Annotated in this window: 30 protein-coding genes and 1 riboswitch; of the genes, 12 read left to right on the top strand and 18 right to left on the bottom strand. The window is 63.9% G+C overall.

Translation table 11 applies throughout. The annotated features are described in order from the left end of the window. Positions 1–33: 33 nt before the first annotated feature. From ACXJ1Z_RS11530 to ACXJ1Z_RS11500, 7 genes are all read right to left on the bottom strand, one after another. Positions 34–573, bottom strand: coding sequence for a hypothetical protein (locus ACXJ1Z_RS11530; RefSeq protein ID WP_463776800.1), 540 nt, complete (start codon positions 571–573; stop codon positions 34–36). Then, positions 570–1,544: a 16S rRNA (cytosine(1402)-N(4))-methyltransferase RsmH gene (gene rsmH, locus ACXJ1Z_RS11525; protein ID WP_463776799.1), complete on the bottom strand. Its 975-nt coding sequence runs from the start codon at positions 1,542–1,544 to the stop codon at positions 570–572. Before rsmH ends, ACXJ1Z_RS11530 begins: the two co-directional genes overlap by 4 nt. Continuing rightward, a complete protein-coding gene (locus ACXJ1Z_RS11520; protein WP_463776797.1) occupies positions 1,541–2,038 on the bottom strand; it encodes a division/cell wall cluster transcriptional repressor MraZ in 498 nt (165 codons plus the stop codon). Before ACXJ1Z_RS11520 ends, rsmH begins: the two co-directional genes overlap by 4 nt. Positions 2,039–2,390: 352 nt before the next feature. Next, the gene (locus tag ACXJ1Z_RS11515; protein ID WP_463776796.1) at positions 2,391–3,101 is read right to left on the bottom strand and encodes a DUF4350 domain-containing protein; all 711 of its coding nucleotides are present in this window, start codon (positions 3,099–3,101) and stop codon (positions 2,391–2,393) included. A 4-nt stretch (positions 3,102–3,105) separates the two neighbouring features. Then, complete coding sequence (locus ACXJ1Z_RS11510; protein ID WP_463776795.1) at positions 3,106–3,315, bottom strand: hypothetical protein; 210 nt, start codon at positions 3,313–3,315, stop codon at positions 3,106–3,108. Positions 3,316–3,463: 148 nt separating this feature from the next. Next, entirely contained in the window at positions 3,464–4,462 is a 999-nt protein-coding gene (locus ACXJ1Z_RS11505; protein ID WP_463776793.1) for a cysteine synthase A, read from the bottom strand. Positions 4,463–4,593: 131 nt separating this feature from the next. Beyond that, the gene (locus tag ACXJ1Z_RS11500) at positions 4,594–4,911 is read right to left on the bottom strand and encodes a 2Fe-2S iron-sulfur cluster-binding protein (RefSeq protein ID WP_463776792.1); all 318 of its coding nucleotides are present in this window, start codon (positions 4,909–4,911) and stop codon (positions 4,594–4,596) included. A gap of 121 nt (positions 4,912–5,032) precedes the next feature. Between ACXJ1Z_RS11500 and ACXJ1Z_RS11495 the strand changes: the two genes are divergently transcribed. After that, complete coding sequence (locus ACXJ1Z_RS11495; protein WP_463776791.1) at positions 5,033–5,650, top strand: DNA-3-methyladenine glycosylase family protein; 618 nt, start codon at positions 5,033–5,035, stop codon at positions 5,648–5,650. Positions 5,651–5,653: 3 nt separating this feature from the next. Here the strand turns inward: ACXJ1Z_RS11495 and ACXJ1Z_RS11490 are convergent, their stop codons facing one another. After that, positions 5,654–5,944: a 4a-hydroxytetrahydrobiopterin dehydratase gene (locus tag ACXJ1Z_RS11490; RefSeq protein ID WP_463776789.1), complete on the bottom strand. Its 291-nt coding sequence runs from the start codon at positions 5,942–5,944 to the stop codon at positions 5,654–5,656. A 65-nt stretch (positions 5,945–6,009) separates the two neighbouring features. Here ACXJ1Z_RS11490 and ccmA point away from each other — a divergent pair, with 65 nt between their 5' ends. The 7 genes from ccmA (at position 6,010) to ACXJ1Z_RS11455 (ending at position 11,311) form a co-directional block, all read left to right on the top strand. Next, positions 6,010–6,600 (top strand): heme ABC exporter ATP-binding protein CcmA, encoded by a 591-nt coding sequence (gene ccmA, locus ACXJ1Z_RS11485; RefSeq protein ID WP_463776788.1) that lies wholly within the window; start codon positions 6,010–6,012, stop codon positions 6,598–6,600. After that, complete coding sequence (locus tag ACXJ1Z_RS11480; protein ID WP_463776787.1) at positions 6,597–7,256, top strand: heme exporter protein CcmB; 660 nt, start codon at positions 6,597–6,599, stop codon at positions 7,254–7,256. Before ccmA ends, ACXJ1Z_RS11480 begins: the two co-directional genes overlap by 4 nt. 90 nt (positions 7,257–7,346) lie before the next feature. After that, positions 7,347–8,492: a sulfotransferase family protein gene (locus tag ACXJ1Z_RS11475; RefSeq protein ID WP_463776785.1), complete on the top strand. Its 1,146-nt coding sequence runs from the start codon at positions 7,347–7,349 to the stop codon at positions 8,490–8,492. A gap of 68 nt (positions 8,493–8,560) precedes the next feature. Continuing rightward, on the top strand, positions 8,561–9,187 hold the full coding sequence (locus tag ACXJ1Z_RS11470) for a carboxymuconolactone decarboxylase family protein (RefSeq protein ID WP_463776784.1): 627 nt from the start codon (positions 8,561–8,563) through the stop codon (positions 9,185–9,187). A gap of 177 nt (positions 9,188–9,364) precedes the next feature. Next, positions 9,365–10,078, top strand: a complete 714-nt coding sequence (gene gntA, locus ACXJ1Z_RS11465; protein ID WP_463776782.1) for a guanitoxin biosynthesis heme-dependent pre-guanitoxin N-hydroxylase GntA — start codon at positions 9,365–9,367, stop codon at positions 10,076–10,078. Continuing rightward, positions 10,075–10,659, top strand: coding sequence for a DUF1989 domain-containing protein (locus tag ACXJ1Z_RS11460; protein ID WP_463776781.1), 585 nt, complete (start codon positions 10,075–10,077; stop codon positions 10,657–10,659). Before gntA ends, ACXJ1Z_RS11460 begins: the two co-directional genes overlap by 4 nt. A gap of 205 nt (positions 10,660–10,864) precedes the next feature. Further along, positions 10,865–11,311: a hypothetical protein gene (locus tag ACXJ1Z_RS11455; protein WP_463776779.1), complete on the top strand. Its 447-nt coding sequence runs from the start codon at positions 10,865–10,867 to the stop codon at positions 11,309–11,311. Positions 11,312–11,410: 99 nt separating this feature from the next. Here ACXJ1Z_RS11455 and ACXJ1Z_RS11450 read toward each other — a convergent pair whose 3' ends face one another. From ACXJ1Z_RS11450 to ACXJ1Z_RS11415, 8 genes are all read right to left on the bottom strand, one after another. Then, positions 11,411–11,974 carry a DUF4142 domain-containing protein gene (locus tag ACXJ1Z_RS11450; protein ID WP_463776778.1) on the bottom strand — a complete coding sequence of 188 codons (564 nt, stop codon included), beginning with the start codon at positions 11,972–11,974 and terminating at the stop codon, positions 11,411–11,413. Between the two features lie 123 nt (positions 11,975–12,097). Beyond that, complete coding sequence (locus tag ACXJ1Z_RS11445) at positions 12,098–12,538, bottom strand: NfeD family protein (RefSeq protein ID WP_463776776.1); 441 nt, start codon at positions 12,536–12,538, stop codon at positions 12,098–12,100. 5 nt (positions 12,539–12,543) lie between these two features. Beyond that, positions 12,544–13,527, bottom strand: a complete 984-nt coding sequence (locus tag ACXJ1Z_RS11440; RefSeq protein ID WP_463776775.1) for an SPFH domain-containing protein — start codon at positions 13,525–13,527, stop codon at positions 12,544–12,546. An 81-nt stretch (positions 13,528–13,608) separates the two neighbouring features. Next, positions 13,609–13,941 (bottom strand): hypothetical protein, encoded by a 333-nt coding sequence (locus ACXJ1Z_RS11435; RefSeq protein WP_463776773.1) that lies wholly within the window; start codon positions 13,939–13,941, stop codon positions 13,609–13,611. Beyond that, positions 13,941–14,813 carry a dienelactone hydrolase family protein gene (locus ACXJ1Z_RS11430; protein ID WP_463776772.1) on the bottom strand — a complete coding sequence of 291 codons (873 nt, stop codon included), beginning with the start codon at positions 14,811–14,813 and terminating at the stop codon, positions 13,941–13,943. The genes ACXJ1Z_RS11435 and ACXJ1Z_RS11430 overlap by 1 nt, the downstream gene beginning before the upstream one ends. Positions 14,814–14,923: 110 nt before the next feature. Further along, positions 14,924–15,325 (bottom strand): VOC family protein, encoded by a 402-nt coding sequence (locus ACXJ1Z_RS11425; protein ID WP_463776770.1) that lies wholly within the window; start codon positions 15,323–15,325, stop codon positions 14,924–14,926. Between the two features lie 61 nt (positions 15,326–15,386). Continuing rightward, positions 15,387–16,763, bottom strand: coding sequence for a Coenzyme F420 hydrogenase/dehydrogenase, beta subunit C-terminal domain (locus tag ACXJ1Z_RS11420; protein WP_463776769.1), 1,377 nt, complete (start codon positions 16,761–16,763; stop codon positions 15,387–15,389). A gap of 4 nt (positions 16,764–16,767) precedes the next feature. Continuing rightward, positions 16,768–17,826 (bottom strand): polysaccharide pyruvyl transferase family protein, encoded by a 1,059-nt coding sequence (locus ACXJ1Z_RS11415; RefSeq protein WP_463776768.1) that lies wholly within the window; start codon positions 17,824–17,826, stop codon positions 16,768–16,770. Between the two features lie 306 nt (positions 17,827–18,132). Between ACXJ1Z_RS11415 and ACXJ1Z_RS11410 the strand changes: the two genes are divergently transcribed. After that, positions 18,133–19,119 (top strand): asparaginase, encoded by a 987-nt coding sequence (locus ACXJ1Z_RS11410; protein ID WP_463776766.1) that lies wholly within the window; start codon positions 18,133–18,135, stop codon positions 19,117–19,119. A 17-nt stretch (positions 19,120–19,136) separates the two neighbouring features. Here ACXJ1Z_RS11410 and ACXJ1Z_RS11405 read toward each other — a convergent pair whose 3' ends face one another. Further along, on the bottom strand, positions 19,137–20,276 hold the full coding sequence (locus ACXJ1Z_RS11405) for a JmjC domain-containing protein (protein WP_463776765.1): 1,140 nt from the start codon (positions 20,274–20,276) through the stop codon (positions 19,137–19,139). Between the two features lie 150 nt (positions 20,277–20,426). Between ACXJ1Z_RS11405 and ACXJ1Z_RS11400 the strand changes: the two genes are divergently transcribed. Together ACXJ1Z_RS11400 and ACXJ1Z_RS11395 are read left to right on the top strand one after the other, a co-directional pair. Then, a complete protein-coding gene (locus ACXJ1Z_RS11400) occupies positions 20,427–20,714 on the top strand; it encodes a UvrB/UvrC motif-containing protein (RefSeq protein WP_463776764.1) in 288 nt (95 codons plus the stop codon). 45 nt (positions 20,715–20,759) lie between these two features. After that, entirely contained in the window at positions 20,760–21,014 is a 255-nt protein-coding gene (locus tag ACXJ1Z_RS11395; RefSeq protein WP_463776763.1) for a DUF3253 domain-containing protein, read from the top strand. A gap of 99 nt (positions 21,015–21,113) precedes the next feature. Here the strand turns inward: ACXJ1Z_RS11395 and ACXJ1Z_RS11390 are convergent, their stop codons facing one another. Then, entirely contained in the window at positions 21,114–21,284 is a 171-nt protein-coding gene (locus ACXJ1Z_RS11390; RefSeq protein WP_463776761.1) for a hypothetical protein, read from the bottom strand. Between the two features lie 190 nt (positions 21,285–21,474). Continuing rightward, positions 21,475–21,563, top strand: a riboswitch (TPP riboswitch). 46 nt (positions 21,564–21,609) lie between these two features. On the opposite strand from ACXJ1Z_RS11390, the gene ACXJ1Z_RS11385 reads away from it, so the two are divergent. Beyond that, on the top strand, positions 21,610–23,904 hold the full coding sequence (locus ACXJ1Z_RS11385; protein WP_463776760.1) for a TonB-dependent receptor: 2,295 nt from the start codon (positions 21,610–21,612) through the stop codon (positions 23,902–23,904). Positions 23,905–23,952 lie beyond the last annotated feature (48 nt).

The raw sequence follows: 23,952 nt of genomic DNA, 5'->3' as shown, positions 1-23,952 counted from the left end.
TAGCCCGGCAGGATAGATCGCGCGCGTGGCCACTTACTGCGCGTCCGACGCGACTTCGATGCGCGCCAGTCGCTTGCCGAGATTATGCGCGTCGCGGGCCAGCGCCTTTGCCTCTCCATCGTCGGCTGCGGTTTTAGCCGTTGCCTTCTCTTCACCAGCCACCACTCCGCCGATCGGCGAAACCATCGCGAGCAATTGCGCTCCACCACCCTCGCCCGGCGTCGTCGTGTCTTCGGCATTGGCGTAGCGGATCGGCGATGGCGCACCCGGAGCCGGCGCCTTGCCCAAGGCTGCCAACTGCCGCTCACCCTCGATGTACTGGCCGGCGCGCGGCGCCTCGTAGCCGAACTCGACGTCGTTCAGCGTCTTCAGCTGCTGCTGGTTCGAGCGGGTCTGGAACTCCGTCTGCAGAAAATCGATGTCCCGCTTGAGATAGACGATGTGCTTTTCCGACATCGCGACCCGGCTCTTCACCGCGTTGACCCGCAGCATCAGCGCGAGGCTGAGCGCGCCGCATACCAGCAGCACGGTCATCCAGCCGATCGAATGGACGCGATCGCGTGTCAGGTTCATGCGGACTTCCTCGGGCGGGCGGGAGCTTCGGTGCGTGATGCGCTGCGCAGTGTTGCGGAACGGGAACGTGGGTTGACCGCGACCTCGGCCTCGCTGGGTCGGATCGCCTTCGACACTTTGGCGAATGTCGGTGCGTCACTCGGCGCGGCCTGGGGCACATGGCGCGACGTCGATGCGGTCGCACCGCTGGCCTCGCGCAGGAACTGCTTCACGACGCGGTCCTCGAGCGAATGGAATGAGACTACCGCCAGTCGACCCTCTGCCTTCAGCAGCGCCTCGGCAGCGACCAGGCCGGCGTCGAGCTCGTCGAGCTCGCCGTTCACGTGAATGCGGATAGCCTGGAAGCTGCGGGTCGCCGGATCCTTGGGCGCACCGGCATGATAGCCCAGCGCCCTGCGGACCACGCGCGCCAGATCCGCCGTCGTCGACAACGGGCGCGCGGCGACGATAGCACGGGCCACCCGGCGCGACTGACGCTCTTCGGCGTAGAGATAGAGCACATCGGCGATGCGCCCCTCATCCGCGGTGTTCAGGAAGTCGGACGCGGATTCACCCTCCTGGCTCATGCGCATGTCGAGCGGGCCGTTGGTGGAGAATGCGAAGCCCCGCTCGGGCTGGTCGAGCTGCATGGACGACACTCCGATGTCCATCGCAATGCCGTCGACCCGCGCTATCCCCAGCTCAGCGAGGCTTTCCACCATTTCGGAAAAGCGCCGCGGGTGCAGCACGAGGCGCGGCTCTTCCTCGTGTGCTTCGGGCCAGCCTTCGGGATTGGCCCGTACGGCCGCGATCGCATCGGGGTCCCGATCGAAGGCATGCACGGTGGCCCCCGCATCGAGCAGCCGGCGGGTATATCCGCCCGCCCCGAAAGTGGCATCGACGATGACCGCGCCCGGGGCGGGACGCAGAGCGGCGATTACTTCTTCGAGGAGAACCGGAATGTGCGGGGCGGGTGCGATCTCGGCGCTCACTTGCCGGCCGCCTTCTTGATTTCCGCTTTGGCGAGGCTTGCGCAGGACACTTGCGCGCCCTTGAACTGGGGCTCGGTCATCGCCGCCAGAGCGTCGGGCGCGAACACGAAGAAGTACTGCCCTGCGCCCTGGAAATAGAGCTGATCATCCACCTCGGCGAGAGTCGCGAGATCCTCGGGCAGGACGAACCGTCCGGAACCGTCGAACGGGATCTCGTGATAGTTGTAGAGCGTCATCGCCTTCATATCGCGATCGAACGGAAGACCTGCCTTCATCGCGAACTCGCGCTCCTGCTCGATGATGGTCTCGAACTCGTACGTGCGCGAGAGGCCATAGCCGACCAGGCAGTTCCAGCTTTCGTGCTTGGCGAGGCAAAGGACCTGACCGTTGCTCGATTCGCGGACTGCGCCACGAAACAGGTTGGGCAGCACGAAGCGGTTCTTGTCGCGGCGAAGCGAAAAGCCCTGTCCCCGATAGATTGGCTGCCCCGCCATCTGTGCTGCTCAATTCCCTAAAAAGCCCCGTTCGAAAAACCACAGCACCTCCGCGCCCCGCATCGCGCAGATGCGCGAGAGGGTGGCCGCGACCATGGTCGCCGCAGGGATTCTGTCATTCCGATTGATCGATCTTCTAACTCGTCCCTGACGGGCCGGAAAGGGAAAAGTGGGGATAGCCGGGCCGAAAGCTGTTGATTGTTGAGTGCCTACAACAACCACACGCGGGAAGCCTGCCCACGCGTCTAGATTACGCCCGAGGATGCACTGATCTAAAAGGATTTTCCATAGAAGACGCTTAGAGACCAAAAAGTCCCGCACCATCCCCAATGGCGCAGGAAGGCGCAGGCGTTCAGGAGGTCAAACGGCGCAGCAAGGCGGTCACGGAGGCCGCGCGTCCCGTCTCATCCCCATCAAACACCGAAGCATCCCCAACCGCGATGACTCGCCCGCGTCCGACACGGCAGACGGCGATAACGGCGGTGGCAAGAATCGAGCAGTGCGCCCCGGGCACTCTCGCCCAGCGACCCGCCATATCCACGGGGAGCGCAAAACCATCGGCATCGACGATCCGCTCACCAGGCGTCTGGTCCGCATCGAACTGCAAGCGCAATCCCCAATGCTCCAGGATAGGCGACAGCATCGCCGTTCTTTGCGGACCACGCGGATCTCCCAGGGCATAGTCTGAGTGAGTGGTCAGCATGGGGTCCGCGAACAGCAGCAATCGGCCTCCCGAACGTACCCATGCGTCCAGCGCGACGTTTTCTTCGGGCATCAACGGCTGCGGCTGTATCAGCACCAGCAAGGCATCGCGGGGCAGCGGCAACGCGCCCTTCGGGCCTGCCAAAGTGTCGAGCGCAACGACCCGGCCGCGAGATCCGAGGACACGCATCGACCAGTGCGGACCGCCCGCATTGGCAAGCTGGCCCCGAATATCCCCAGCCTCCCGCCAGATCAGCGGCAAGCTTGTCGACAAGCCGATCAGTCGCTCGGGAACGACTGGCGGCGCGGGCGCACATGCGCTCAGCACCATCACCAGCAAGGCCAAGCCGGCGCGGATCACGATGTCAGGGAAGTGCGGCGCCCGTCGGTTGCGCCAAACCGCCTACGCCCGGCGTCGGGTCGGCCGCCGGGACCACGCCGATGTCGGCAAGAGGCTCGCTGGCCGGCTTCTTGGGCTCGGCATCGACGGCCACGACCTTCTCCACAGGCTCCTTGGTGTCGCTCAGCCTTGCGCGATCCATGATGATGTTGGCGAGACCCACGATCAACAGCATCGCACACAAGCCACAAAGGCCCACTTGCAGGCGATGAATTGCCTGTGCGCGCATCTCTCGCGCCGTGGGTGGCGCAAAGTGCTGGGGTGTCGTGATCGGCTCGACAATGCGGGGCGGAACGTTTCCTGCCATCGGCGACGTGTTTAGCTTATCGTTTCAGCCAAGGGAAGACCGGGAGGCCCTTCGCCTCGAGCCACTCGCGATTATAGAGCGACGACAGGTATCGAAAGCCGGTATCGCAAAGGATCGTCGCGACCCGGGCATCCGGCCCGAGCTGCCGCCCCAAGGCAACCGCACCCGCGACGTTGATCCCGGACGACATGCCCAGGCATAGGCCTTCTTCCGCCAAAAGCCTCTCCACCCAGACCATTCCCTCTTCGTCCGAGATCCGGAACTGCGTGTCTATCGGCGCGCCCTCAAGGTTGGCGGTGATCCGCCCCTGCCCGATACCTTCTGCAACCGACGAACCCTCGGCATGCAGTTCACCGCAGGCGTAGTAGTTGTAGAGCGCGGCGCCATGCGGATCGGTCAGGGCGATCGTGACGTTTTCGTCGAAAGCCTTGAGGCCCATGCCGACGCCAGCGATTGTGCCCCCGGTTCCGGCCGCGCAGGTGAAGCCGTCGATACGCCCACCCATCTGCTCCCAGATCTCGGGCGCGGTGCTCTCGATATGCGCCTTGCGGTTGGCGATGTTGTCGAACTGGTTGGCCCAGATCGCACCTCGCGTCTCCTCGGCCAGGCGGCGCGAGGTGTGGACGAAGTGGCCGGGGTTGGAGAACGGTGCCGCCGGCACCAGCACCAGCTCGGCCCCGAGGGCACGCAGCGTGTCCATCTTCTCGCGCGACTGGGTTTCGGGCATGACGATGACGGTCTGATAGCCCAGGGCGTTTGCGACGAGCGCCAGCCCGATCCCGGTGTTGCCCGCCGTACCCTCGACGATCGTTCCGCCCGGCTGGATCAGGCCCTTCTCTTCGGCGTCACGCACGATCCAGAGTGCCGCACGATCCTTTACCGATGCGCCCGGATTGGCGAACTCACACTTGCCCCAGACTTCACACCCGGCAGCCTCGCTGGGCCCCTTGAGCAGAACGAGCGGCGTGTTGCCGATCAGGTCGAGGGAAGAGTGGCGAGCATGGGGCGCGTTCATATGCGGCAGGTAGGAAGTCGTACCGCCGGGCGCAAACGCTTTTGCGAATGCGCCCGGCGGTTGCTTGTGGCGGCCAACCCCGCTGGCGGTCGCCCCCTCCTATGCCGGAGCGGGCGGTGCCGCCGCGACAATCAGTCTTCCTGTGCGATCGTGACCTTTGAGCCATCAAGATCGTCGGTAATCGGTACCTGGCACGACAGACGCGAGAGCTCGTTGCGGTGCTCGGAGCTATCCAGGAGGTCATTCTCGTCCGGGCTGATCGGAGGCAGTTTGGCAAAATGTTCGGCATCGATGTGCACATGACAGGTCGCGCACGAGCAGCAGCCGCCACAAAGGGCCAGCAGTTCGTCGAAACCGCTATCGCGAAGCACCTCCATCAGCGTGCGGCCCTCGCTTGCCTCGACGGTCGATTCTTCACCAGACTGATTGACGACAGTGATCTGCGGCATGTTGCTTCCCGTTCAAGTTGACCGACATAGATATGATATATGCTGTATCACAAGGCCGCTATACAAGCCTTCGATCAAGGCTGCTAGTGGGTGCCAAATTCTTTGGCAAGGCAATCGAATCATGGGACTGCAGATGGATGCGCTGCGCGCGGGGCTCGACCATATCGCCGCGATCGAACCGGGCCTGGCTCGAGCGATCGAACGGGTGGGTTATCCAGAGCCGCGCATCCGTGAGACAGGCTATGCCACCTTGCTGCGCACGATCGTCGGCCAGCAGGTCAGCGTCGCCTCGGCGGCGGCAGTGTGGGCCAAGCTTGAAGCGCTGCTCGGCCCTGCGATCTCGCCCGACTTGCTGCTGGCGGCAGAGTTCGACGCGCTGCGGGGTTGCGGCCTGTCACGACAGAAGCAGGGATATGTCCGATCGTTATGCGAACTGGTCGTGGCAGGCTCGCTCGATCTCGACAACCTTCCGCAGGACGATGAAGAAGCGATCGCGAAGCTGGTGACGATCAAGGGCATCGGCCGATGGTCTGCCGAGATCTACCTGCTGTTCGCCGAGGGAAGACCGGACATCTGGCCCGCGGGCGACCTGGCGGTGCAGGCCGGTCTGCACAAGATCCTGGATCTTGACGCGCGCCCGACGGAGAAGGAGACGCGCCTGCTCGCGGAAGCGTGGCGACCACACCGCGGCGCGGCGGCGATCTTCACCTGGCACTGCTATGACAACCCCGCGCTGTGACGCCTAGCCGATCGCGTCGATGAACGTCGCAAGCGCCACGTCACGCGCGCTGAGGCCACCGGCATCGTGCGTCGTCAAGGTGATCTCCACACGGTTATAGACGTTGAACCACTCGGGATGGTGATCCGTCTTCTCGGCTTCGATGGCCACGCGGGTCATGAAGGCGAAGGCCTCGCCAAAGTCACTAAAGCGCAGCTTGCGCTCGATCGCCAGTCCATCCGCGCGCAAGCACCATTGCGGCAGCGCACCGAGCGCCGCGTCACGTTCGATGTCGGTCAATCGGGCAATCGCCATCACAGCTCTCCTCGCCGGTCCAGTCCAGTTGGCAGTCGCCGCGACATCCCCTATCCCCGCGAACCATGCAAGGGGCACCCACCAAGGCGCGTTTCACCGCCAACGACCTCGCGTGCCGGCGCGGCGATCGCGTGCTGTTTCGCGGCATCTCCTTCACCCTGAACGCGGGCGAGGCCCTGCAGGTGACCGGCCCCAACGGGATCGGCAAATCGAGCCTGTTGCGCATAGCTGCGGGCCTCGCGCCCGCCTTTGCCGGCCATATCGACCGCGAGGGCGAAGTCGGGCTTGTCGACGAGCGACCGGGGCTCGATCCCGAACTGCCCCTTGGCCGAGCGCTGGCGTTCTGGAAGCGTCTTGATCGCGGCGGTTCGGCTCCGCTCGAAATGCTAGGCCTGAGTACCCTGCTCGACGTTCCGGTCCGCTACCTCTCGACAGGACAACGCAAGCGCGCCGCGATGGCGCGGTTGATGGCCCAAAACGCGGACATCTGGCTGCTCGATGAACCGCTCAATGGCCTGGACGTAGAGGCGGTGCGGCTGATCGAGCGATTGACGGCCGCGCACTGTGCCGTCGGCGGCATCGCCATGATCGCGTCGCATCAACCCTTCTGCCTGCCTGGTATGCGCCAGCTGGCATTGTCGGATCACCTGGCATGATCGGCCCGTTGCTCGCTTTGTTCAGGCGCGATCTCGTCCGTCTGTTCGGGTCCGCACAAGGCGGTGGGGCGGTGCTGCCGGTGCTGTTCTTCCTGGCCGTGGCGATGATCTATCCGTTCGCGGTGGGTCCAGATGCCGCGTTACTGGCGCGCACCGGCGGGGGGGTCCTGTGGGTCGCTGCATTGCTGGCGGCGATCCTCCCGCTCGATCGCCTGGTCGAGCCCGATCTTGAACGCGGCATGTTCGATCAATGGGCCTTGCGGGGCGTCAGCGAGGAAGCGGTTATCGCCGTGCGCGTACTTGCGCACTGGGTAAGCTTTGGCCCACCGCTGCTGCTCGCCGCGGTGCCCGCCGCCGGCATGCTCGGTCTATCGGGGGCAAGCCTGAGAACCGTCGAGCTTGGATTGCTGGCCGGAACCCCGGGCCTCGCGGCACTGGGCGTGGCCGTGGCGGCCATCACCGCGGGCCTGCGCGGCGGCGCCGCGCTTGGCGGACTGCTGATCATCCCGCTGGGCGTGCCGCTGCTGATCTTCGGTGCCGGCAGTCTTTCCACCGGTGGCGAGAGCGGGCTGGCCCTCACCGCCGCGGTCAGCCTTGTCCTCATGGCCATAGCACCTTTTGCCGGAGGGGCCGCCATACGCGCCGCCCGCGACTGACCGGCGGCTTGATCGTCGGGGCGGTTGGCGCCGGCGCCCGCGAGCCGCATAGTGCCCGCCAGAACCAGACAACTGGACGGGAGAGCACCAATGGCGAGCACAGGCGATCTCATCGACAAAGCACGGTCGAGGACCGGTCTCGACGATTTTGGCGGCGACGATTTCCGCCAGGGACTGGAGATCCTGACCCGTTCGCTCGGCGATGAAGCGAGGCTCAACCCATCGGGTGAGCATGCCGTGCATGAACGCATCGTCCTGCATCTGGAACAGCGCCTGCAGATAGAGGACTGGTATCGCCGCCATCCCGAGATCGATGAAGAAATCATCGCGAAACCGCTGTTCGGCGTCAGCCTGCCGCGCACAGGCTCGTCGGCCTTGTCGTTCCTGCTATCGAGCGACCCGGCGGTCAGATATTTGCGAGTGTGGGAAAGTGCCCAGCCGTGCCCCCCGCCCGGCACCGTCTGCGGGGACGACGCTCGCCGCGATGGATCGGCCGGCGCGATCGAGGACGAACTGGCGAACAGCACGCGCACGCCCACCGGCATCGACGGCGCGATGGAATGCCAGGACCTGATGGCGCTCAACATGACGAGCCAGATCTTCCTCGCCTTTGCGAGAGTGCCGACTTACGCCGCGTGGCTCCTCGATGCCGACCTGACCGCGACGTATGCCTACCACAAGCGCGCGCTCAAACTGCTGCAGTGGCGCCAACCGACCCGGCCCTGGCGGCTCAAGGCGCCGACGCACCTGCTCTATCTCGACGCGCTGAACGCCATCTACCCGGATGCCCGCTTCGTCATGACCCATCGTGATCCCGGCGACGTGCTGCTGTCGGTCTGCGACGTCTATGCGCAGATCATGGGCAAGTTCACCGACACGCTCGATCGGGGCTGGATCGGCGAACTGAACCTGCGCAGCTGGTCGGAAGGCATGCGCCGCGCGATCCGCTTCCGCGAGCAGGGCGACAACGACGCGCGGTTCTGCGACATCCACTTCAAGGCGATGCAGCAGGATCCGATCGCGCAAGTGCGTAGGCTCTACAACTGGCTGGGCGAGCCGGTCTCGCCACGATTCGCCGCGGCGATGACGCGCTGGTGGGCCCACAACGACGAGCGCGAACGCGCGGCCAAGCCGGACCCTGCCTCGTTCGGACTGGAGCCGGGCGAAGTCCACGCGCAGTTCGCCGATTACGTCGCGCACATGCGCCGCTGGGCGCCGTGGAGCGAAGCCGCCTGAGCCTCTTGCCCGCGGGAATAGAGTGGCTAAGGCATCCCCAAAGTACACATGAAGGACGAGGAACGCGCATGACCCAGCCCATCACCGGCAAGTACGAGTTCGACACCGCGGCACGCGAAGCGCAGGTCATCACCGGCGGCCCACGCTATGCGCCGCTCAGTCTCGACGAGGTCACGCCGGCGGGGCAGGAGCAGGTCGACCACATCCGCGCCGCCTTCAGCATTCCCAGCGAGCGGCCGTTCCCCGACGTCAGCCTGATCCAGCTGCGCCACCCCGGCATGTTCAAGGGCCAGATGGTGCTGGGCATCGAGCTGGCGAAAGGCGCCATCCCCGGCCGCGATCGCGAGCTTGCCGTGCTGCGCATCGCCTGGCTCGCCCGCGCGCCCTTCGAATGGTGCGAGCATGTCGACATCGGCAAGCACTTCGGGCTGACCATCGAGGATATCGAACGGGTCACGCAAGGCTCGGACGCTCCGGGCTGGACCGAGCACGAGGCCGCGCTGCTGCGTGCGGTGGAAGAGCAGATGGCCGACTATTGCATCGCCGATGCGACCTGGGACGCGCTCACCAAGACCTACACCGAAGAGCAGATGCTGGAACTGCCGTTGCTGGTGGGCTGCTATGTACTGGGCGCCATGCAGCTCAATTCGCTCAAGATTCAACCCAAGGGCGGGTTCGACTATCGCGGAAGCTGAACGAAGCATCCATACAGTATCCGCGGTTTGTCATCGAGCAATCACGGCCAAGATGTGCCGTTATAACCCGCTTGTAGAGGGGACCAAAGGGCAGATCGCGGAACATTAAAGCCTTATCATCATTCAATGCCTGCAGCCGGAGCACAATCCGGTGACAACTTGATTGATGTTAAGAACATGAGCCCACAGATTACGGCGACCGAGGCGCAGAAATGGCGCGGCGCTTTTGAGGATTTCGTCAAGGACAAGGGATTTCCATGCGTCGGTGCCAAGTCGGCGCTTGCGCATGGAACGCTCAAGACCGTGGTCTGCTGGTCGATCGAGAGCGGCTGGGACGACGTCCGGATCCACCGCGAACTGCTCGAATGGGCGTTCGACTATGGCGACGAGCCGGGCCTGTTTCGCAGCATCGCCTTCATCTTCGCCCGCCCCGATCCGATTTCGGAACAGCAGTTCGAAGAGTCGATGTGGCAGCGCATCCAGTCGCTGTCGGATAAGGACGCGTGGCTGCAACAGCCTTATGACGCGCGCGTCAGCAACGATCCCGAAAGCCCGCACTTCTCGCTCAGCTTCGGCGGCGAGGGTTTTTTCGTCGTCGGCATGCATCCCGAAGCCAGCCGGCCGGCGCGGCGCTTCGAGCGGCCCGTTCTGGTATTCAACCTGCACGATCAATTCGAAACCTTGCGTGATCAGGGCAAGTACGAGAACATCCGTGAGACGATCCTGAAGCGCGACGAGAAGCTGGCGGGCTCGATCAATCCGATGCTGGCGCGCCATGGCGATAGCAGCGAGGCCGCCCAATACAGCGGTCGTCTGGTCGGTGATGGCTGGCGCTGCCCATTCTCGGATTCCCGGATCGCCCGCGACGAACCCGAAGTCGTGTCACGATGAGCATCGAAAGGATTGCACCGCGATCGGCGGCCGGCTTCGAGCTACGTGCAGGCCAGACACTTACCGTGATCGATGCCGAAGGGGTGCAGGTTGCCGACCTGTTGGCGTACAGCCTCGACGATCCGCGTGAAGTCATCAGCAATGGCCGCACCTTCGATTACGAGGAGACCATCCGGCTCACCACCGGGCATCGCCTGTGGTCCAACCGGTCGAACATGCTGATGACGATCGTGGCCGATACGGTCGGCTGCCACGACTTCCTGCTCACCCCATGCAGCGAGGATACTTTCCGGCATTTCTATCCCGACAAGCCCGTTCATCGCGGCTGCTTCGGCAATCTTGCCGAGGCGCTGGCACCGTGGGGGATCGAGCCTGACGCCATCCCTTGCGCGTTCAACGTCTTCATGAACGTCCCTGTCGATCAGCATGGCAAGGTCAGCGTGCTACCTCCCGTCAGTGCTGCCGGCGATTCGCTGACGCTGCGCGCCGAGTGTGACCTGATCATCGGACTGACCGCCTGCTCGGCCTATGCGAGCAACGGCGGCACCTTCAAACCCATCGATTACCGCATCGAAGGCTAGGTTTTCGGCGGCTTGCAAAAAAAGCCGGAGGCCGTCGGGAACGACACTCCGGCTTGAGTTTGGGATAAACGGCGCCCCATGACTGGCTCCGTATCCGCAAGGGCTTGACCGCGAGGTCCAGCCGCGTATCAATCGCTAATGATAATCGTTCGCAAATGAAAGCCCTTTTGCGACTCGCGATTGATAAGACTTGAGGAGATGCAGGATGTACCAGTTTGTCGATCGGGAACTCGAGACCGTCGATGAGGGAGCGCGCTTTCTCGTCTGGTCGATGCGGGCATGGGTAACCTCGATGGGGCAGCGCAACTGCCCTGCCCACGCCCTTGCCCCGGCATTCGCCCGCTGGCGAATGATCGGCGGATTGCAGGCATTTCACCGTACCATGCTGTTGTTCAATCGCGATGCCTTGGAGACGTTCGGGTTTGCTCCGCTTGCCTGCAACCGGGTTTCGGAACACGAGGCGCTCATCCTGGGGCTGGTGGTCTCGATGCGCGACCATGGTCCGCGAACGACGCGCGAGACGATCGAGTTGATGGTTCAGGAAGACGCGGTGGGCGATCTGCTGGGTACCATCTCGACCCTGAGTGCTACGTTGATGGTGGCAGGATTGTTCCCCGGGGACGCCTTCACACCCCGCCATGTGGGCGACTGACACCTGAGAACCTAGTATGCCCCCAAGTGAAAAGGCGGCACCTGATGGCACCGCCTTTTACACTACGTCCGCCGGCTAGAGCCCGGCGACCTGCATTGCTTACTGAGCCAGACCAGCCGGAACCATCTGCTGGGCATGCGTCAGGTGGCGCTCGATCACCGGCACCGCGGTGGCTGCGACCTGCTTGAGCGCAACGTCGGTTCCATCGGTGGCGTAACCCTTGTGCAGCGCCCATGCGGTCTGATGCGCTGCGACCTGCTGCTGCAGGTACAGATCGTCGAAGCTGCCCTTCGGCGCCTTCTTCAGCAGCGTGAGCTTGGCGGCGTTTTCTGCAGACAAGCGCGTCGAAGGACGCGCGATCGTACGATCGTTGTTCTTGAGGGCGGCCATCAACGACCGGCTGGTGGTGGTATGATCCGCGATCATCTGCTTGGCATAGGCCTTGACGTCATCGCGCTTGCTACGCGTCAGGGCCAAGCGGCTCGATTGCATCTCGAACAAGTCGGCATCGGCAGCCATCTTTACGTAATCGGTTGCCGATATGCCGGTCAGCGGGGCGACACCGGCCATCGAGGAACCGGCCGGGGCGGCGACGTACTGGGCGAGTGCGGGAGAAATGGTTGCCAGCGCCAGCGCGCTTGCGAACAGAGTCTTGCGAAACATGGAACGTCCTTTTCAAATCGTCCCACCGCAAACGGCACACCGACAATGAAGTTCCGCAGCCCCGTTAAAGTCCGTGCACTAGTGAATCAGGGTCAAGATCGCGTTTGTACCGTCAGCGCTTCTTCAATTCGTCGGGGGGCCGACAAGAAGCACCGAACCATCCACCCCGTCCACCTTAAGCCGAGACCCCGGCGCGGCATCTTCACCCCGTGCCATCCATTCGCTGTCACCCAGCCGCACTCGCCCTGAGCCGCCGATGATGGCTTGCGTTACCACCACGCTATGACCGATCGCCTGCGCGCCACGCCTGTTCATCAGCGGATCGGCTGACACGACCGGATGACGCGCCAGATATCGCCGCCCCACGAATACGGCGAGGATCGACAGCAACGCGAAGGTCATGATCTGCAAGGGTAGGCCGATGTCGATCAGCCAAGTGAGCACTCCGGTCAACAAAGCCGCAGCGGCCATCCAGATCAGGGAAACGCCCGGTATCGCCATCTCGACCACCGCCAGCACCAGGCCGATCGCCATCCAAGTGTAATGCGGCTCGAAATCGAGCATCGCCCTCATGCCTCGCCGACAGGGCCGGCCGGCGGCACGGTGGTGCGGCGCGGGGCGGCAGGTGAAGGTTGCGGAACGGCTGCGTTTGCCCCCAAGGCGTCCTTCGCCAGTTCCGCGATGCCGCCCAGTGTTCCGATAAGTTGCGTCGCTTCGATCGGGAACAGGATGGTCTTTGCGTTGGGAGACGTCGCGAACTTGCCGATCGCCTCGGTGTATTTCTGGGCGATGAAGTAATTGATCGCCTGTACGCCCGACTGGGCGATCGCTTCGCTGACCAGACGCGTCGCGTTGGCTTCCGCTTCGGCTTCACGTTCCCGAGCCTCGGAGTCGCGAAACGCCGCCTCGCGCCGCCCCTCGGCCGCCAAAATCTGCGACTGCTTCTGCCCCTCGGCCTTGAGGATCTCCGAAGCGCGTCGCCCTTCGGCTTCAAGGATCTCCGCCCGCTTCTCGCGCTCGGCCTTCATCTGGCGAGCCATGGCGTTCGAGATATCCAGTGGCGGGCGAATATCCTTGATCTCGACGCGCGTAATCTTGAGACCCCACGGCGCCGTCGCGTGATCGACCACCACCAACAGCCGGGCGTTGATCTCGTCCCGCTTCGACAGCGTCTCGTCGAGGTCCATCGATCCCATGACGGTGCGCAGGTTGGTGGTCGTCAGGGCCATCACCGCGGGCTGCAGCGTATGCACTTCATAGGCCGCCTTGCCCGCATCCAGCACCTGGAAGAACACCACGGCATCCACGCCCACCATGGCGTTGTCCTTCGTGATGATTTCCTGGCCGGGAATGTCCAGCACCTGCTCCATCACGTTGACCTTGCGCCCGACGCGATCGATGAACGGTATGATGAGGTGCAAGCCCGGCTCCGCCGCCAGCGTGTACTTGCCCAGCCGCTCGATGGTGTAGACGTAACCCTGGCGAACCACGCGCACGCCCATCACCAGGAAAACGACGACGACCACGACCAGTGCGATCAGCAAATTGCCCATGACTTCACCCCTATGCGCTGGTGCCGATCGTAGACCATGGGTGACCGGCGACAAGCGAAACCGGTGTCGTCTTGGCCTTGCTCAGCACGCCATCCTGCGCGATGCGATCACGCGTTCGACGAAAGGCACGAAGCCGGGTGGTCCCGACGCCTTGTCCTTGAGATGGACGGTGATGTGTTCGCTAAGCTCGAAGGCGGCGCGCACGATCGCCAGGCGCTCGGCCAGTTCGATCGCGGCACCGATCACCATGATGTCGATCGGATTGAGCGATAGCGTCTTGCGCGCCTCGTCCAGCGTAGTCGCCCCATAAAGGATCGTATCGGCGCTTTGCACGCGCGACTTGGTTTCGTCGACCAGATCGAGGAGCCGCCCGACGATAAGCACGTGCAAGGTCCGGTCGGTCCCGGGCATCATCAGAGTTTCCCGAAAAGCGCGAGCATCCGCTGCCATGCGCGATCGGCTTCGACCGGATCGTAAGCGGGCGAATCCGGCACCGTCCAGCCATGATCGGCCGCATAAACTTCGATCTCGGCCGGACGTTTTGCCGCCTCTGCGGCCTGGCGCAAGGTGTCCTTCACGGAAGGATCCTGTGCATCGTCGTTGCGGCCGATGGCGAACAGATAGGACGCCTGGGTGGCCGCCAAGAGCCGATGCGGGCTATCCGGATCCGGTGTCACCAGCCCGCCGCCATGAAGCGAAGCGGCCGCGCCGACACGCCCGGGAACCGCAGCGGCGGTGCGCACGGTGAATGGCCCGCCCATGCAATACCCGTTGCTGCCGATCTTGCGCGCCTTGTCCACCGCGGCATCACCATCGAGGAAACCGACATAGGCGGTCGCATCACGGGTGATCGCCGCCGACGTCAGCGCCGCGCGCAGGGGCTTGACCTTCGCCTGACCCTCGGGCGTGCGAAATTCCGAGAAGCTTTCCATGATCGGTGCCGGGCCGCCCCGATAATACGGGTTCACGCATAGCACCGCGTATCCCGCCGCCGCAAGCCGCCGCGCCATGACCTTATTGGCTTCACGCAGACCCGCGATGTCGGGCCACATGACGATGCCGGGATGCAGGCCCTTGGCCGGGTGGGCGAAAAATGCGTCGGCGATGCCGTCAGCGGTCGTTATCTCGACCATGCGCTCGGTCAGGTCGCCGGGTGAACCGGCCTGTCCCACGCCACCGGCACAGCCAGCCAACGCGGCCGCGGTGCCCAGTGCAGCGAACTCACGCCGGCTCAGGCCTTTGGTGCCACGGCTAACGTCGCCCTGCCCGGTATAATCGTCGCACATGGTCGAACTCCCCCGTCGTCATGCCAGCATCGACATCTAGCCGGGTCGGAACGCGACGACCAGCGTTGGTTTGACGACCAGAAATTTGCGAGCGGCTCAGCACTTGCAGGTCAGTCCGCCATGAAGTTCAGTTCGAGATTCACGGCATCGGGGTCAACTAGGAATATCTGCCGCACATCGCCATATTGCCGATCATTCACCCGATAACGCGCGCCCAAGGCGTCAAGCTTGTCGCGGATGGCCTGAAACCCCTCGCAGCGAAACGCCACATGGTGGACCGCATTGGTCGAAGAGCCGGGATCATAGCCGTCGTAACGGTCAGAGGCCGGATCCTTCCATACCAGATGCACGATCGCGCGGCCTGTCGCATCGCGCATCCACGCGCCGCGAGAACTCATCGCGACGGCATTGTTGTCGCCGCGCTCCAGGCCGAGCACCTGTTCGTAGAACGAAGCGCTGGCATCGAGGTCTTTGGTCAGGATGTTGACATGATCGATCCCGCTAATCCGCATAGGCTTTCTCTCCCATTTGTGGGGATGATGCGGCGGCTTGGACCGCGACGCAAGCAGGCGACTAGTCCCGTCCCGCCGCGCTGGGATCTATGAAGCGATCCACCAGCCTGCCCAGCCGTCCGCGCGAATAGGCGAAACCGTGATAGGCCGCGAGTGCGGCCCGCCCCCAGCCGATGTAAAGACCCGGCCAGTGCAGTACGCGCGACATGCGGAAGGCACGATGGCTCCCCCTGCCGATGCTCTGGCGCATACGATAGATCAACTTGCGCCGGGCCGGGATCGCGGTGGATGGCTCCACGCGCTTGACCGGTTGTATCGCCAACCTGGCGCGCGAGAGCCGATAGGCTAGACCTTCGCGCCGCTGGCGAAATCCCGCCGCTTGCGTTTGCCTGACGAAGGCATGATCGACCTCGCTCAAGCGCAAACGTCCCTCGGCAATGCCGGTCTGCACCAGTTCGAGCATCAGCGGCGAGCGTGCGATAACGACGTTGGTACCCTTGCCATCCGAGGAATATGGCTCGACCCAGGCGTCTCCCATTGCGATATCGGCGGTCTCGGCCACCACATCGTCGCAGAAATTGCACGCCGAGTTCATGAAGAACCCCGAACCCCAATCGCCGTCGACCAGATGCCACCAGTCCTGCTGACGCGTCGAGCCGTCCGCCAAGGTGAGTTGCGCGGTGTACCAGTTCGCGGGCCGATCGGGGTTTTTGAGCCGATAATCGATGGCGGATACCGCCTGCGGCGCAGCGCCGAGCTGGACCGCGAAGCTATCGACCATCTGCGCGCTTTTCATGTGCCCGCAGAACAGACCGATGGTATGCGTCACCCGCTCCGCGATGATTGGATTTTCGCGACGAAGCAGATTGATCGCCTTGATAAAGCACGGAATGCCGACAACGGCATAACGCCCGGGCATTCGCGCGATATCGCGCAACACGCCCGATAACTCGACCGGGTAGTATCGCGACTTCGCGCCCTGATGCAGCTCGGCGACAGAGCGCGAGATGCGATAGCCGAACAACCGTCCATCGCCCTCGTCGCGTGATTGCGGGGTAACGTGCGCCACCCCATCGACCAGGCCACGGCGCAACAATTCGGCGGCGACCCAGCTTACCATGCCGCCCGAACTGCCGGCGATACGGAACTCGCCCTCATCGACGTGTCCGACATAGGCGCCGGCATAGCGGCCGATCAGGGCGTCTCCATGCGGCGCATCGGGAAAGCGGTCCGAGGCGATCACGTCCTCGTTGGCGGCAACCGGCGAGAACGGACAGATGCCGGCGAAAGCGTCCCCCGTCGGCATGGACCCGGTCGTCTTGGGCTCAAGATGCCCATTGGCATTCCAGCCCATCTTCATCGACGGATCCAGCGTCGTGCAGCCACCGCAGCCTATACACAGCCCGGAACCGACTATCTCGCGCGGGGAGAGCGTCACGCCGTCACACCCCTATCGATCGCAGATAGGCCTCGGACTGGACGCGCAACCTGGTGATCGCGGCATCGATCCCGCTGTCCAGCGGGTGATCGAGCACGGCCGCGAAGCGTTCCGAAGGATCGTCCTCGCGAAGCAGATGCGCTTGGGCTTCGACCGCGTTGACCAAATCGCGCACCTTGTTCATGCGGTATGGCGAGACGGCGCAGGCGAACGGCTTGTCGTTCAATAACGCGAAGACGCACCCGTGGAAAAAATTGGTCACCACCGCTTCGGCTTGGGTGATCGCCTGCGCGAACTCGAAAGGATCGGCGTCGAGCCATTGTTCATCCGCCCAGTCGTTGCGATAGCCGATACTCACAAGCTTGAGCCCGCGACCTTGTGCCCATCTGCGCACGGCCTTGCCGAACCCATCGCTGAAGCTATGTCCGTAGAGGGCGACGAAGGGCTCCGCCGGGGATTGGACGTCCTTGGAAATGGCGATGGGGAACTGCAGCACCGGATCGAGCACCAGCGTCGGTTCGCGATCGAGTGCGCCATTGACCAGCCGCCGCGAATTGTCGTCACGCACCGAAATCGCGTCCAACTGGCGCAGGCGCTCCGCCCAGCGTGGCTCGATCCCCGCTTCGGCATCGTAGTTGCCAAAGCTGGCGGCGTAAGACACGACACGCTTGGCCGGTATCCCGCCGCCCCAGAACAAGTCGAACCCGCCGAACCACGGGTGGCTGAGGTTCCAGACCTCGTCGCTGCCGATCACCACCAGATCATGGGGTGCCATCGCGGCGGGATCCCGCAAGGCGAACCGGTCCGATAGCGGCAAGGCGGCGCACGCCTGATGGAACGCCCTCGCCTTGCGCGCGTAAAGGCGAATATCGGCCGGAGACGATCGGCTTGGCAGGAGCGGCTGCATCGCACAGCGCCACTCGGTCCGGTCGATCTGAGGACAGTCGTAGTCTAGCAGCACCACGTCATGCCCGCGCGCCGCCAGCCCTTCCAGCAGGCTGCGCGCCTGCCAGTACGAGCCGTAGTTGACGCAGCGGTGAAAGGTCAGCACGCCGATCTTCAAGGCGTGATCCGGATCCCCCCCGGCGTTACCATCAACAATCTCGCGAAACATACTCACCATTGTCGTTTAAGCACTGAAAACACGCTACTTTGCTGCAACGCTTACGCCATGACCGCCATCGAGCATGTTCGCATCGGGCACAAGGCCCATGCGCGTGGCATTCGGCGTTACCATGTGACGAAGCACGATTATTTTGCTGGAGCCAGGGTGCGCACCACATCGGCGCCATGGCGATCCAAGCCGTATGGCATTGGCCCATCCTTTCCGGCATGGATCGACCCACCGAAATATGAGGCGCGATCCCAGTTGTCTGACTTAGCCGAAGAGTTGCAGGGTGGCGTGTCCCCCCTCGTCCTGATCGATGCGGGCGGTACGATCGCCTCGGTTCTCAACGAAGACGGTGTGCTGATCGGGCGCCGGGGCGGGTCCGACCTGGGTAGTGCGACGGTCGGAAAGGTGATCGAGCGCCAAGCCTACGCCGGGTTGAGCGAGGACATGCAGATGGGCGATGCCATGCGGGTCGTCGCGCTCGTCGACGAGGCGGCGGCGGCCAAGTCCATCGGTGTGGTCATCACGCATGGCACGGACATGATGGAGGAAGTCGCGTTCCTCACGCACTTGTTCCACGATACCGACATGCCGGTGATCTTCACCGGGGCGCAGAGGGCACCTGCCTTGCCGGGCTATGACGGCGCCGCGAATTTGCGCGATGCACTGGCCGTGGCGCGCAGTACGGCAGCGCGCGAAATCGGCGTGGCGATCGTCTTTGCTGGCCGGGTACTGACGGCGCGCACCGCGACCAAGCAGGACAGCGCCGCCCCCGATGCCTTCGGACCCGATAGCGCAATGTTGGCGCGGGTGGATGAACATGGCCTGCGGATCGCTTCCCTTCCGCGGCCTTCGCCGACCTTCGCGCGGGTTTCTCCCGATCCGGCGGTGCACATCGTATCGCTCGGGTTGGAGACCGCTCCTGAGTTGATCGAGGCGCTGGTAGGCAGCGGCGCAAGAGCCCTGGTGATCGAGGGCTTTGGACGCGGCAACGTGCCCATGCGCCTCATTCCGGCGATCGAGCATGCCCGCGCCGCCGGTGTCCTGATCGGCCTTGCCACGCATTGCCATGCGGGCGGTGTGGCGCCGGCATACGAGTCCGGAGCGCGGCTCGCAGCCTTGGGCGCAATCGGCGCGGCCGATCTCAGTGCCCGCAAGCTGCGGCTTCTGCTCGCGGTCGCTTTGGGAGGTGGGCGTGATGCCGATGAAGCCACCCGCCTGGCGCAGGATTGGCTCTGCCGGTAAAGGCACCTAGCGCGACGTCAGTCGTCTTCACAAAACTCGATATTGCCACGATTCAGCAGATCGACGATCAAGGCCAGCGTCGTTTCCGAAGCGGTATCGGCATCCAGCGTCGTGATCTGTTCGCTGGCACACAGGCGTTCGGCAAACGTCGCAAGCTGGCCGGTGCAACCGTACGATCGCCCATCGACGAACAAGGCAATGGCTCCCCCGCCCTGGCGAACGAACGAGAAGCGGCTGGCGGGATTGCGGGCAAGGCAAACCGGGACTGCGTCCCGCAAATCGGAAAGCGTCGTACGCTCCTCAGGCGCCCAATCGATCTCAAGGTTCTTGGGCAACGTGCTATACTGCCCGAACCACTGTGCGAATGTCTCGGGGTCCGCCATACTCTCGCTGACCATCGCTTGCAGCGCGGCAAGCGCTTCGGCCGTGATCTCGCCGGCGTTGTCCTGCAGCGGCAGCGCGGGATCGGCATAACGATCGTCGTCGGACATCTGGCGCACGAGATGTTCGGACCAACCGGCGATCAGCTCCGCGCGTGAAGGCGCCCTGAAGCCGATCGAATACGTCATGCAGTCATCGCCCAGCGCGACGCCGTGGTGAGCGATGCCCGGGGGTACGTACAGGACGTCCCCCGGTTCGAGGATCCACTCGGCCTCGGGCTCGAACTGCGCCAGCAAGCGCACCTCCTCGTTTTCCACCAACGCCGATCTTTCATCGCATCGGCCACCCACCTGCCAGCGCCGGCAGCCGAGGCCTTGCACGAGGAAGACGTCATATTGGTCGAAATGGGGACCAACCCCGCCCTGGTCGACGGCATAGCTCACCATCACGTCGTCGATGCGCCAGTTGGGGATGAAGCGGAAAGGTGCCAGCAGCGCGGCCACGTCGGGCACGTAGTGATCGACCGCCTGGACGAGCAGGGTCCACGGATCCTTTCCGATCGTGGCGAAGCGCTCCTCGGCAAACGGTCCGTGCTCGACCGCATAGACCGCGTCGACCTGCGTGATGATGCGCGCTTCGACCTCCGCTTCACACGCCAGACCGGCAAGATCGTCAGGATCGAGCGGATTGCTCCATGCCGGCCACAATCCTTTGATCAGGCAGGGTCGCTTTTGCCAGCTGTCCCGCAGAAAGGCGCGGGTATCGAACGTGTTCATGGCGCGGATCACTTTTCATCGTCTGGCGGCACCGACCGCCCGCTTCCAGCCGGCCATAGGCAATCCAACCGCTGCGCACCATGCATCGCTGCCGCTGTCGATCGCCTAGCTACCTTGCGTCCTTTCACCGCCTCCGCGCGTTCCCAAACAATGACCGAGACGATCGAAACCTTGCAAAGCCTGATGGATGCGGCCGCCCAGGCACTCGATTTCGAGGAAGCAAGACGATTGCGCGACAGGATCAGCCTGATGCGTGGCGGCGCGACAGCGACGGATGCGGAACAGGCCGATTTGTCCGGGCTGATCCGCCAGCGACCCGGCGCGATGGGCCTTGGCACCAATCAGCAGCAGGTCGCCCCTCCACCCGGATGGCGAGCGCCGACCAGGCCCGATCCACTGACGGCCAATCGCACCACGCGGGGCCGGAAGCGCCGATGACCGGAAGCGCCGATGACCGGAAGCACCGATGATAAGTGACCAGGCATGACCGACGGTGCGCGCGACGCGACGCTGGCGCTGCTCGCCGGGCGTGCAACCGGTGCGACGATCTGCCCCAGCGAAGTTGCGCGCGCAATCACCCCCGGGGATTGCGATACCCAAGCCTGGCGAAACGCGATGCCGATGGTGCACGAGGCAATCGATCGCCTGCTGGACGAAGGACACGTTCGCCTCAGCTGGAAGGGAAAGCCTCTGACAGCGCGATCAGGACCATACCGCATCGCGCGTGGTCATAGCTGACCGAAGGTAACGGTCCGCGCAGCTTCATTCATGCAGGCGGAGCGCGGTGAGTGTCTTCTTCGTGCCGGTTACCTGCTTCACGGCGACTTGCCCACGGGCTCAACGCGCCTCGGTCATCGCCGCGATCACGTCACTCGCCACCGCCACCATATCCACTTTGCCATGCATCACCACGACACCGTCCGACTCGTAGATCAGACCACGCAGACCATGACGGTCGATGCTGTCGATGATGATCTGGGCAAGCTGCTCGGCAGTCGGAACGGTCATCGGCCTGCCAATAGCCTGCCTGCTGGGAAGGCCAAGACGTTTAAACGGTTCGCCGCTGTCCCGCCCGCTACAAGCAGGATCGCCGGTCGGCACACCAGTCGGGCTGTGGTCCGGCCTCCTCGACCACTATGAGACATCCGGCCCCAGATATCGCTTTGCAGCCATCGCTTGCGAGACTAGGGGGGCGCATCCCCGGGGAGCCGCTGATGCGCGGCTGAGATGTGGCCTGCAGGCCGCGACCCGCCGAACCTGATCCGGTTGATACCGGCGTAGGGAGGGCGCGCGGCATGCCGCTGTCCCCTCCATGTGGAGTGGACGCAAGACAATGCCCGTTGCCGTTACCCGTTTGAAGCTGACCATGCTGGCCTTGCCGGCGGTACTGTTCGCCCCATGCGTCATGGCGGCCGACAGCGGTGCCGAAGATCCCGCGACGATCCGGGTAAACGGCCATCGCGACCCCGAAGGCCTGCTGCCGGATCAGACCGAACCCAAGTCGATAAGCGCGGTCTCGACGGATTTCATCGTCAAGCAAACGCCGACGTATAATGCGTTCCAGCTCGTCAACCTGCTGCCGGGCGCGAACGTCGCCACGACCGATCCCTATGGATTGTCCGCCAATTCCAGCCTGACCTTGCGTGGTCTGGGCCAGGACGCCATCGGGGTAGTGCTCGAAGGCGCGCCGCAGAACGACATCGGTTATTTCTACGCCTACCCCTCACAGTTCGCCGATGCCGAGAACGTGCGCCAGATCGCACTGACGCAGGGCGCGGCCGATATCGCCGAGCCGGTGGTGGCCGCCGCCGGCGGATTGCTGTCGCTGACGCTCGACGATCCCAAGAAGGATTTCGGCGCTTTGGTGAACCTTTCGGTAGGATCGTACAGCGAACGGCGCGCGTTCGTCCGGGTCGACACCGGGGAAATCGCCAATTCCGGCATCAGCGGGTTCCTCTCGTACTCCAACAATCGCGCGGACAACTGGCGCGGCCCCGGCTTCGACAAGCGCCAGCACGTCGATGCCAAGCTGCTGACGCAGTGGGGCAACGGCAATCGCGCCAGCCTGGCGGTGTCGTACAACGACGCCATCACCTCCACGTATCCGAGCCCGAGCCTGGCCGACTGGATGGCGCTGGGCCGCGACTTCAACTTTACCCGGCGCTATACCCCTGGCGATACGAGCTACTGGCGCCTCTATCGTGCGCCGTTCCGCAGCTTCTATATCGCCTCGCCGCTGCATCTGAACCTGAGCGACCGCCTGAGCTTCGACAGCAGCGCCTATCTTCAGTTCGGCCACGGCAACGCCCCTTACGGCACGCAACTGACGACGACAGGCAACTTCCTGGGTACCGAGGAACTCGCCCAGCCAGTCACGCTACCCGGTTCGATCGATGGACTGGCGACGGTCATGGGCAACTATACCGGCAAGCAGTTTCGCGTAGGCGACGTCGCCAAGCTGACCCTGCAGGCCGGAGCGCACCGGATCACCGCCGGGCTGTGGTTCGACTATGGAACCGATCGCGTCACCCAGTCGTACACTTCACTTCGGGACGACGGCCGACCGGTCGACGTCTGGGGCTATCAATCCGAGGCGATCCGTAGCGCCGATGGCCGGCTGCTCGCCTACGAAAACGCGCGCACGAAGACGGTGACCAAGGCGTTCTTCCTGGCCGACAGCATCCAGGTGACGCCAAAGCTCGGCATCGACCTTGGCTTCAAGGGCGTGAACCTGACGCGCAATGGCCGCAACTACCTGCCCGGCCCGCAACAGAAAGTGCATTTCGATGCGTTCGCCGCCCTGCCCCGTGCCGCGATCCATTACCAACTTGACGATCGTCAGCAGCTGTTCGCCAACGTGACCACCAGCTTTCGCACGCCCAACGAGTTCGCGCTTTACGACTACTATTTCGGCGGCGAAGTGGTGGCCAAGGGCTCGACCGCACTCAAGAACGAATACTCGCTCTCCCAGGAGTTGGGGTATCGCTATATCGGCCCCAACCTGTCGTTCTCGTTGACCGGTTTCCACTACCGGTTCCGCAATCGCCAGATCGCTACCGTCGTCAACAGTGGTGGTGCCCTGGTCAACTCGACGATCAATGCCGGCAGCCAGACCTCCTATGGTGTCGATGGCGAGATCGATTATCGTCCGGCGGCAGGCGTCAGCATCTACGCTTCGGGCGAGTACCTTCACACGCGGCTGAACGACGACCTGCCCGTCGACGGCGACCTTCTGCCCACCAGGGGCAAGCGCGCGGTCGCGAGTCCGCAGTTCCAGTTCGCGATCGGGACCACCTACGACGATGGCCGATTGTTCGGCAGCAGCGCCTTCAAGTACGTCGGGCGCCAGTACGCGACATTGCTCAACGACGAGAGCATCAAGGGTTACGCTACGCTGGACCTGTCGATCGGCGTCCATCTAGCCGGGCTGATCGACGCCCAGCGCACGGACTTGCGCCTCAACGCCATCAATGTGACCAACCCTCGCGTTCTGTCCGGCATTCAGATCGTCAGCAACAACGCCGGCGATGCGATCGGACGCAACGGCAGCATGATCGCAGGTTCGCCGCCGACATATTACATCGGAAGCGGACGCGCGTTCGTGGCAACGCTGTCGCGCGCCTTTTGACGATGCGTGGATGCGGCATTGCGCGACGGCGAGTGATGGCGTGAACGA

Source organism: Novosphingobium sp. TK46 (assembly GCF_055361525.1).
The sequence above is the reverse complement of the archived record's forward strand: the minus strand, read 5'-3'. Positions and strand labels throughout refer to the sequence as shown.

What these genes read in the sequence shown, in the direction of transcription:
- ACXJ1Z_RS11530 (WP_463776800.1), bottom strand. Translation starts at nt 573, where the DNA reads ATGAACCTGACACGCGATCGCGTCCATTCGATCGGCTGGATGACCGTG.
- ACXJ1Z_RS11520 (WP_463776797.1), bottom strand. Translation starts at nt 2,038, where the DNA reads ATGGCGGGGCAGCCAATCTATCGGGGACAGGGCTTTTCGCTTCGCCGC.
- ACXJ1Z_RS11510 (WP_463776795.1), bottom strand. Translation starts at nt 3,315, where the DNA reads ATGCTGTTGATCGTGGGTCTCGCCAACATCATCATGGATCGCGCAAGG.
- ACXJ1Z_RS11505 (WP_463776793.1), bottom strand. Translation starts at nt 4,462, where the DNA reads ATGAACGCGCCCCATGCTCGCCACTCTTCCCTCGACCTGATCGGCAAC.
- ACXJ1Z_RS11500 (WP_463776792.1), bottom strand. Translation starts at nt 4,911, where the DNA reads ATGCCGCAGATCACTGTCGTCAATCAGTCTGGTGAAGAATCGACCGTC.
- ACXJ1Z_RS11495 (WP_463776791.1), top strand. Translation starts at nt 5,033, where the DNA reads ATGGGACTGCAGATGGATGCGCTGCGCGCGGGGCTCGACCATATCGCC.
- ACXJ1Z_RS11490 (WP_463776789.1), bottom strand. Translation starts at nt 5,944, where the DNA reads ATGGCGATTGCCCGATTGACCGACATCGAACGTGACGCGGCGCTCGGT.
- ccmA (WP_463776788.1), top strand. Translation starts at nt 6,010, where the DNA reads ATGCAAGGGGCACCCACCAAGGCGCGTTTCACCGCCAACGACCTCGCG.
- ACXJ1Z_RS11480 (WP_463776787.1), top strand. Translation starts at nt 6,597, where the DNA reads ATGATCGGCCCGTTGCTCGCTTTGTTCAGGCGCGATCTCGTCCGTCTG.
- ACXJ1Z_RS11475 (WP_463776785.1), top strand. Translation starts at nt 7,347, where the DNA reads ATGGCGAGCACAGGCGATCTCATCGACAAAGCACGGTCGAGGACCGGT.
- ACXJ1Z_RS11470 (WP_463776784.1), top strand. Translation starts at nt 8,561, where the DNA reads ATGACCCAGCCCATCACCGGCAAGTACGAGTTCGACACCGCGGCACGC.
- gntA (WP_463776782.1), top strand. Translation starts at nt 9,365, where the DNA reads ATGAGCCCACAGATTACGGCGACCGAGGCGCAGAAATGGCGCGGCGCT.
- ACXJ1Z_RS11460 (WP_463776781.1), top strand. Translation starts at nt 10,075, where the DNA reads ATGAGCATCGAAAGGATTGCACCGCGATCGGCGGCCGGCTTCGAGCTA.
- ACXJ1Z_RS11455 (WP_463776779.1), top strand. Translation starts at nt 10,865, where the DNA reads ATGTACCAGTTTGTCGATCGGGAACTCGAGACCGTCGATGAGGGAGCG.
- ACXJ1Z_RS11450 (WP_463776778.1), bottom strand. Translation starts at nt 11,974, where the DNA reads ATGTTTCGCAAGACTCTGTTCGCAAGCGCGCTGGCGCTGGCAACCATT.
- ACXJ1Z_RS11445 (WP_463776776.1), bottom strand. Translation starts at nt 12,538, where the DNA reads ATGCTCGATTTCGAGCCGCATTACACTTGGATGGCGATCGGCCTGGTG.
- ACXJ1Z_RS11440 (WP_463776775.1), bottom strand. Translation starts at nt 13,527, where the DNA reads ATGGGCAATTTGCTGATCGCACTGGTCGTGGTCGTCGTCGTTTTCCTG.
- ACXJ1Z_RS11435 (WP_463776773.1), bottom strand. Translation starts at nt 13,941, where the DNA reads ATGATGCCCGGGACCGACCGGACCTTGCACGTGCTTATCGTCGGGCGG.
- ACXJ1Z_RS11430 (WP_463776772.1), bottom strand. Translation starts at nt 14,813, where the DNA reads ATGTGCGACGATTATACCGGGCAGGGCGACGTTAGCCGTGGCACCAAA.
- ACXJ1Z_RS11425 (WP_463776770.1), bottom strand. Translation starts at nt 15,325, where the DNA reads ATGCGGATTAGCGGGATCGATCATGTCAACATCCTGACCAAAGACCTC.
- ACXJ1Z_RS11405 (WP_463776765.1), bottom strand. Translation starts at nt 20,276, where the DNA reads ATGAACACGTTCGATACCCGCGCCTTTCTGCGGGACAGCTGGCAAAAG.
- ACXJ1Z_RS11400 (WP_463776764.1), top strand. Translation starts at nt 20,427, where the DNA reads ATGACCGAGACGATCGAAACCTTGCAAAGCCTGATGGATGCGGCCGCC.
- ACXJ1Z_RS11395 (WP_463776763.1), top strand. Translation starts at nt 20,760, where the DNA reads ATGACCGACGGTGCGCGCGACGCGACGCTGGCGCTGCTCGCCGGGCGT.
- ACXJ1Z_RS11390 (WP_463776761.1), bottom strand. Translation starts at nt 21,284, where the DNA reads ATGACCGTTCCGACTGCCGAGCAGCTTGCCCAGATCATCATCGACAGC.
- ACXJ1Z_RS11385 (WP_463776760.1), top strand. Translation starts at nt 21,610, where the DNA reads ATGCCCGTTGCCGTTACCCGTTTGAAGCTGACCATGCTGGCCTTGCCG.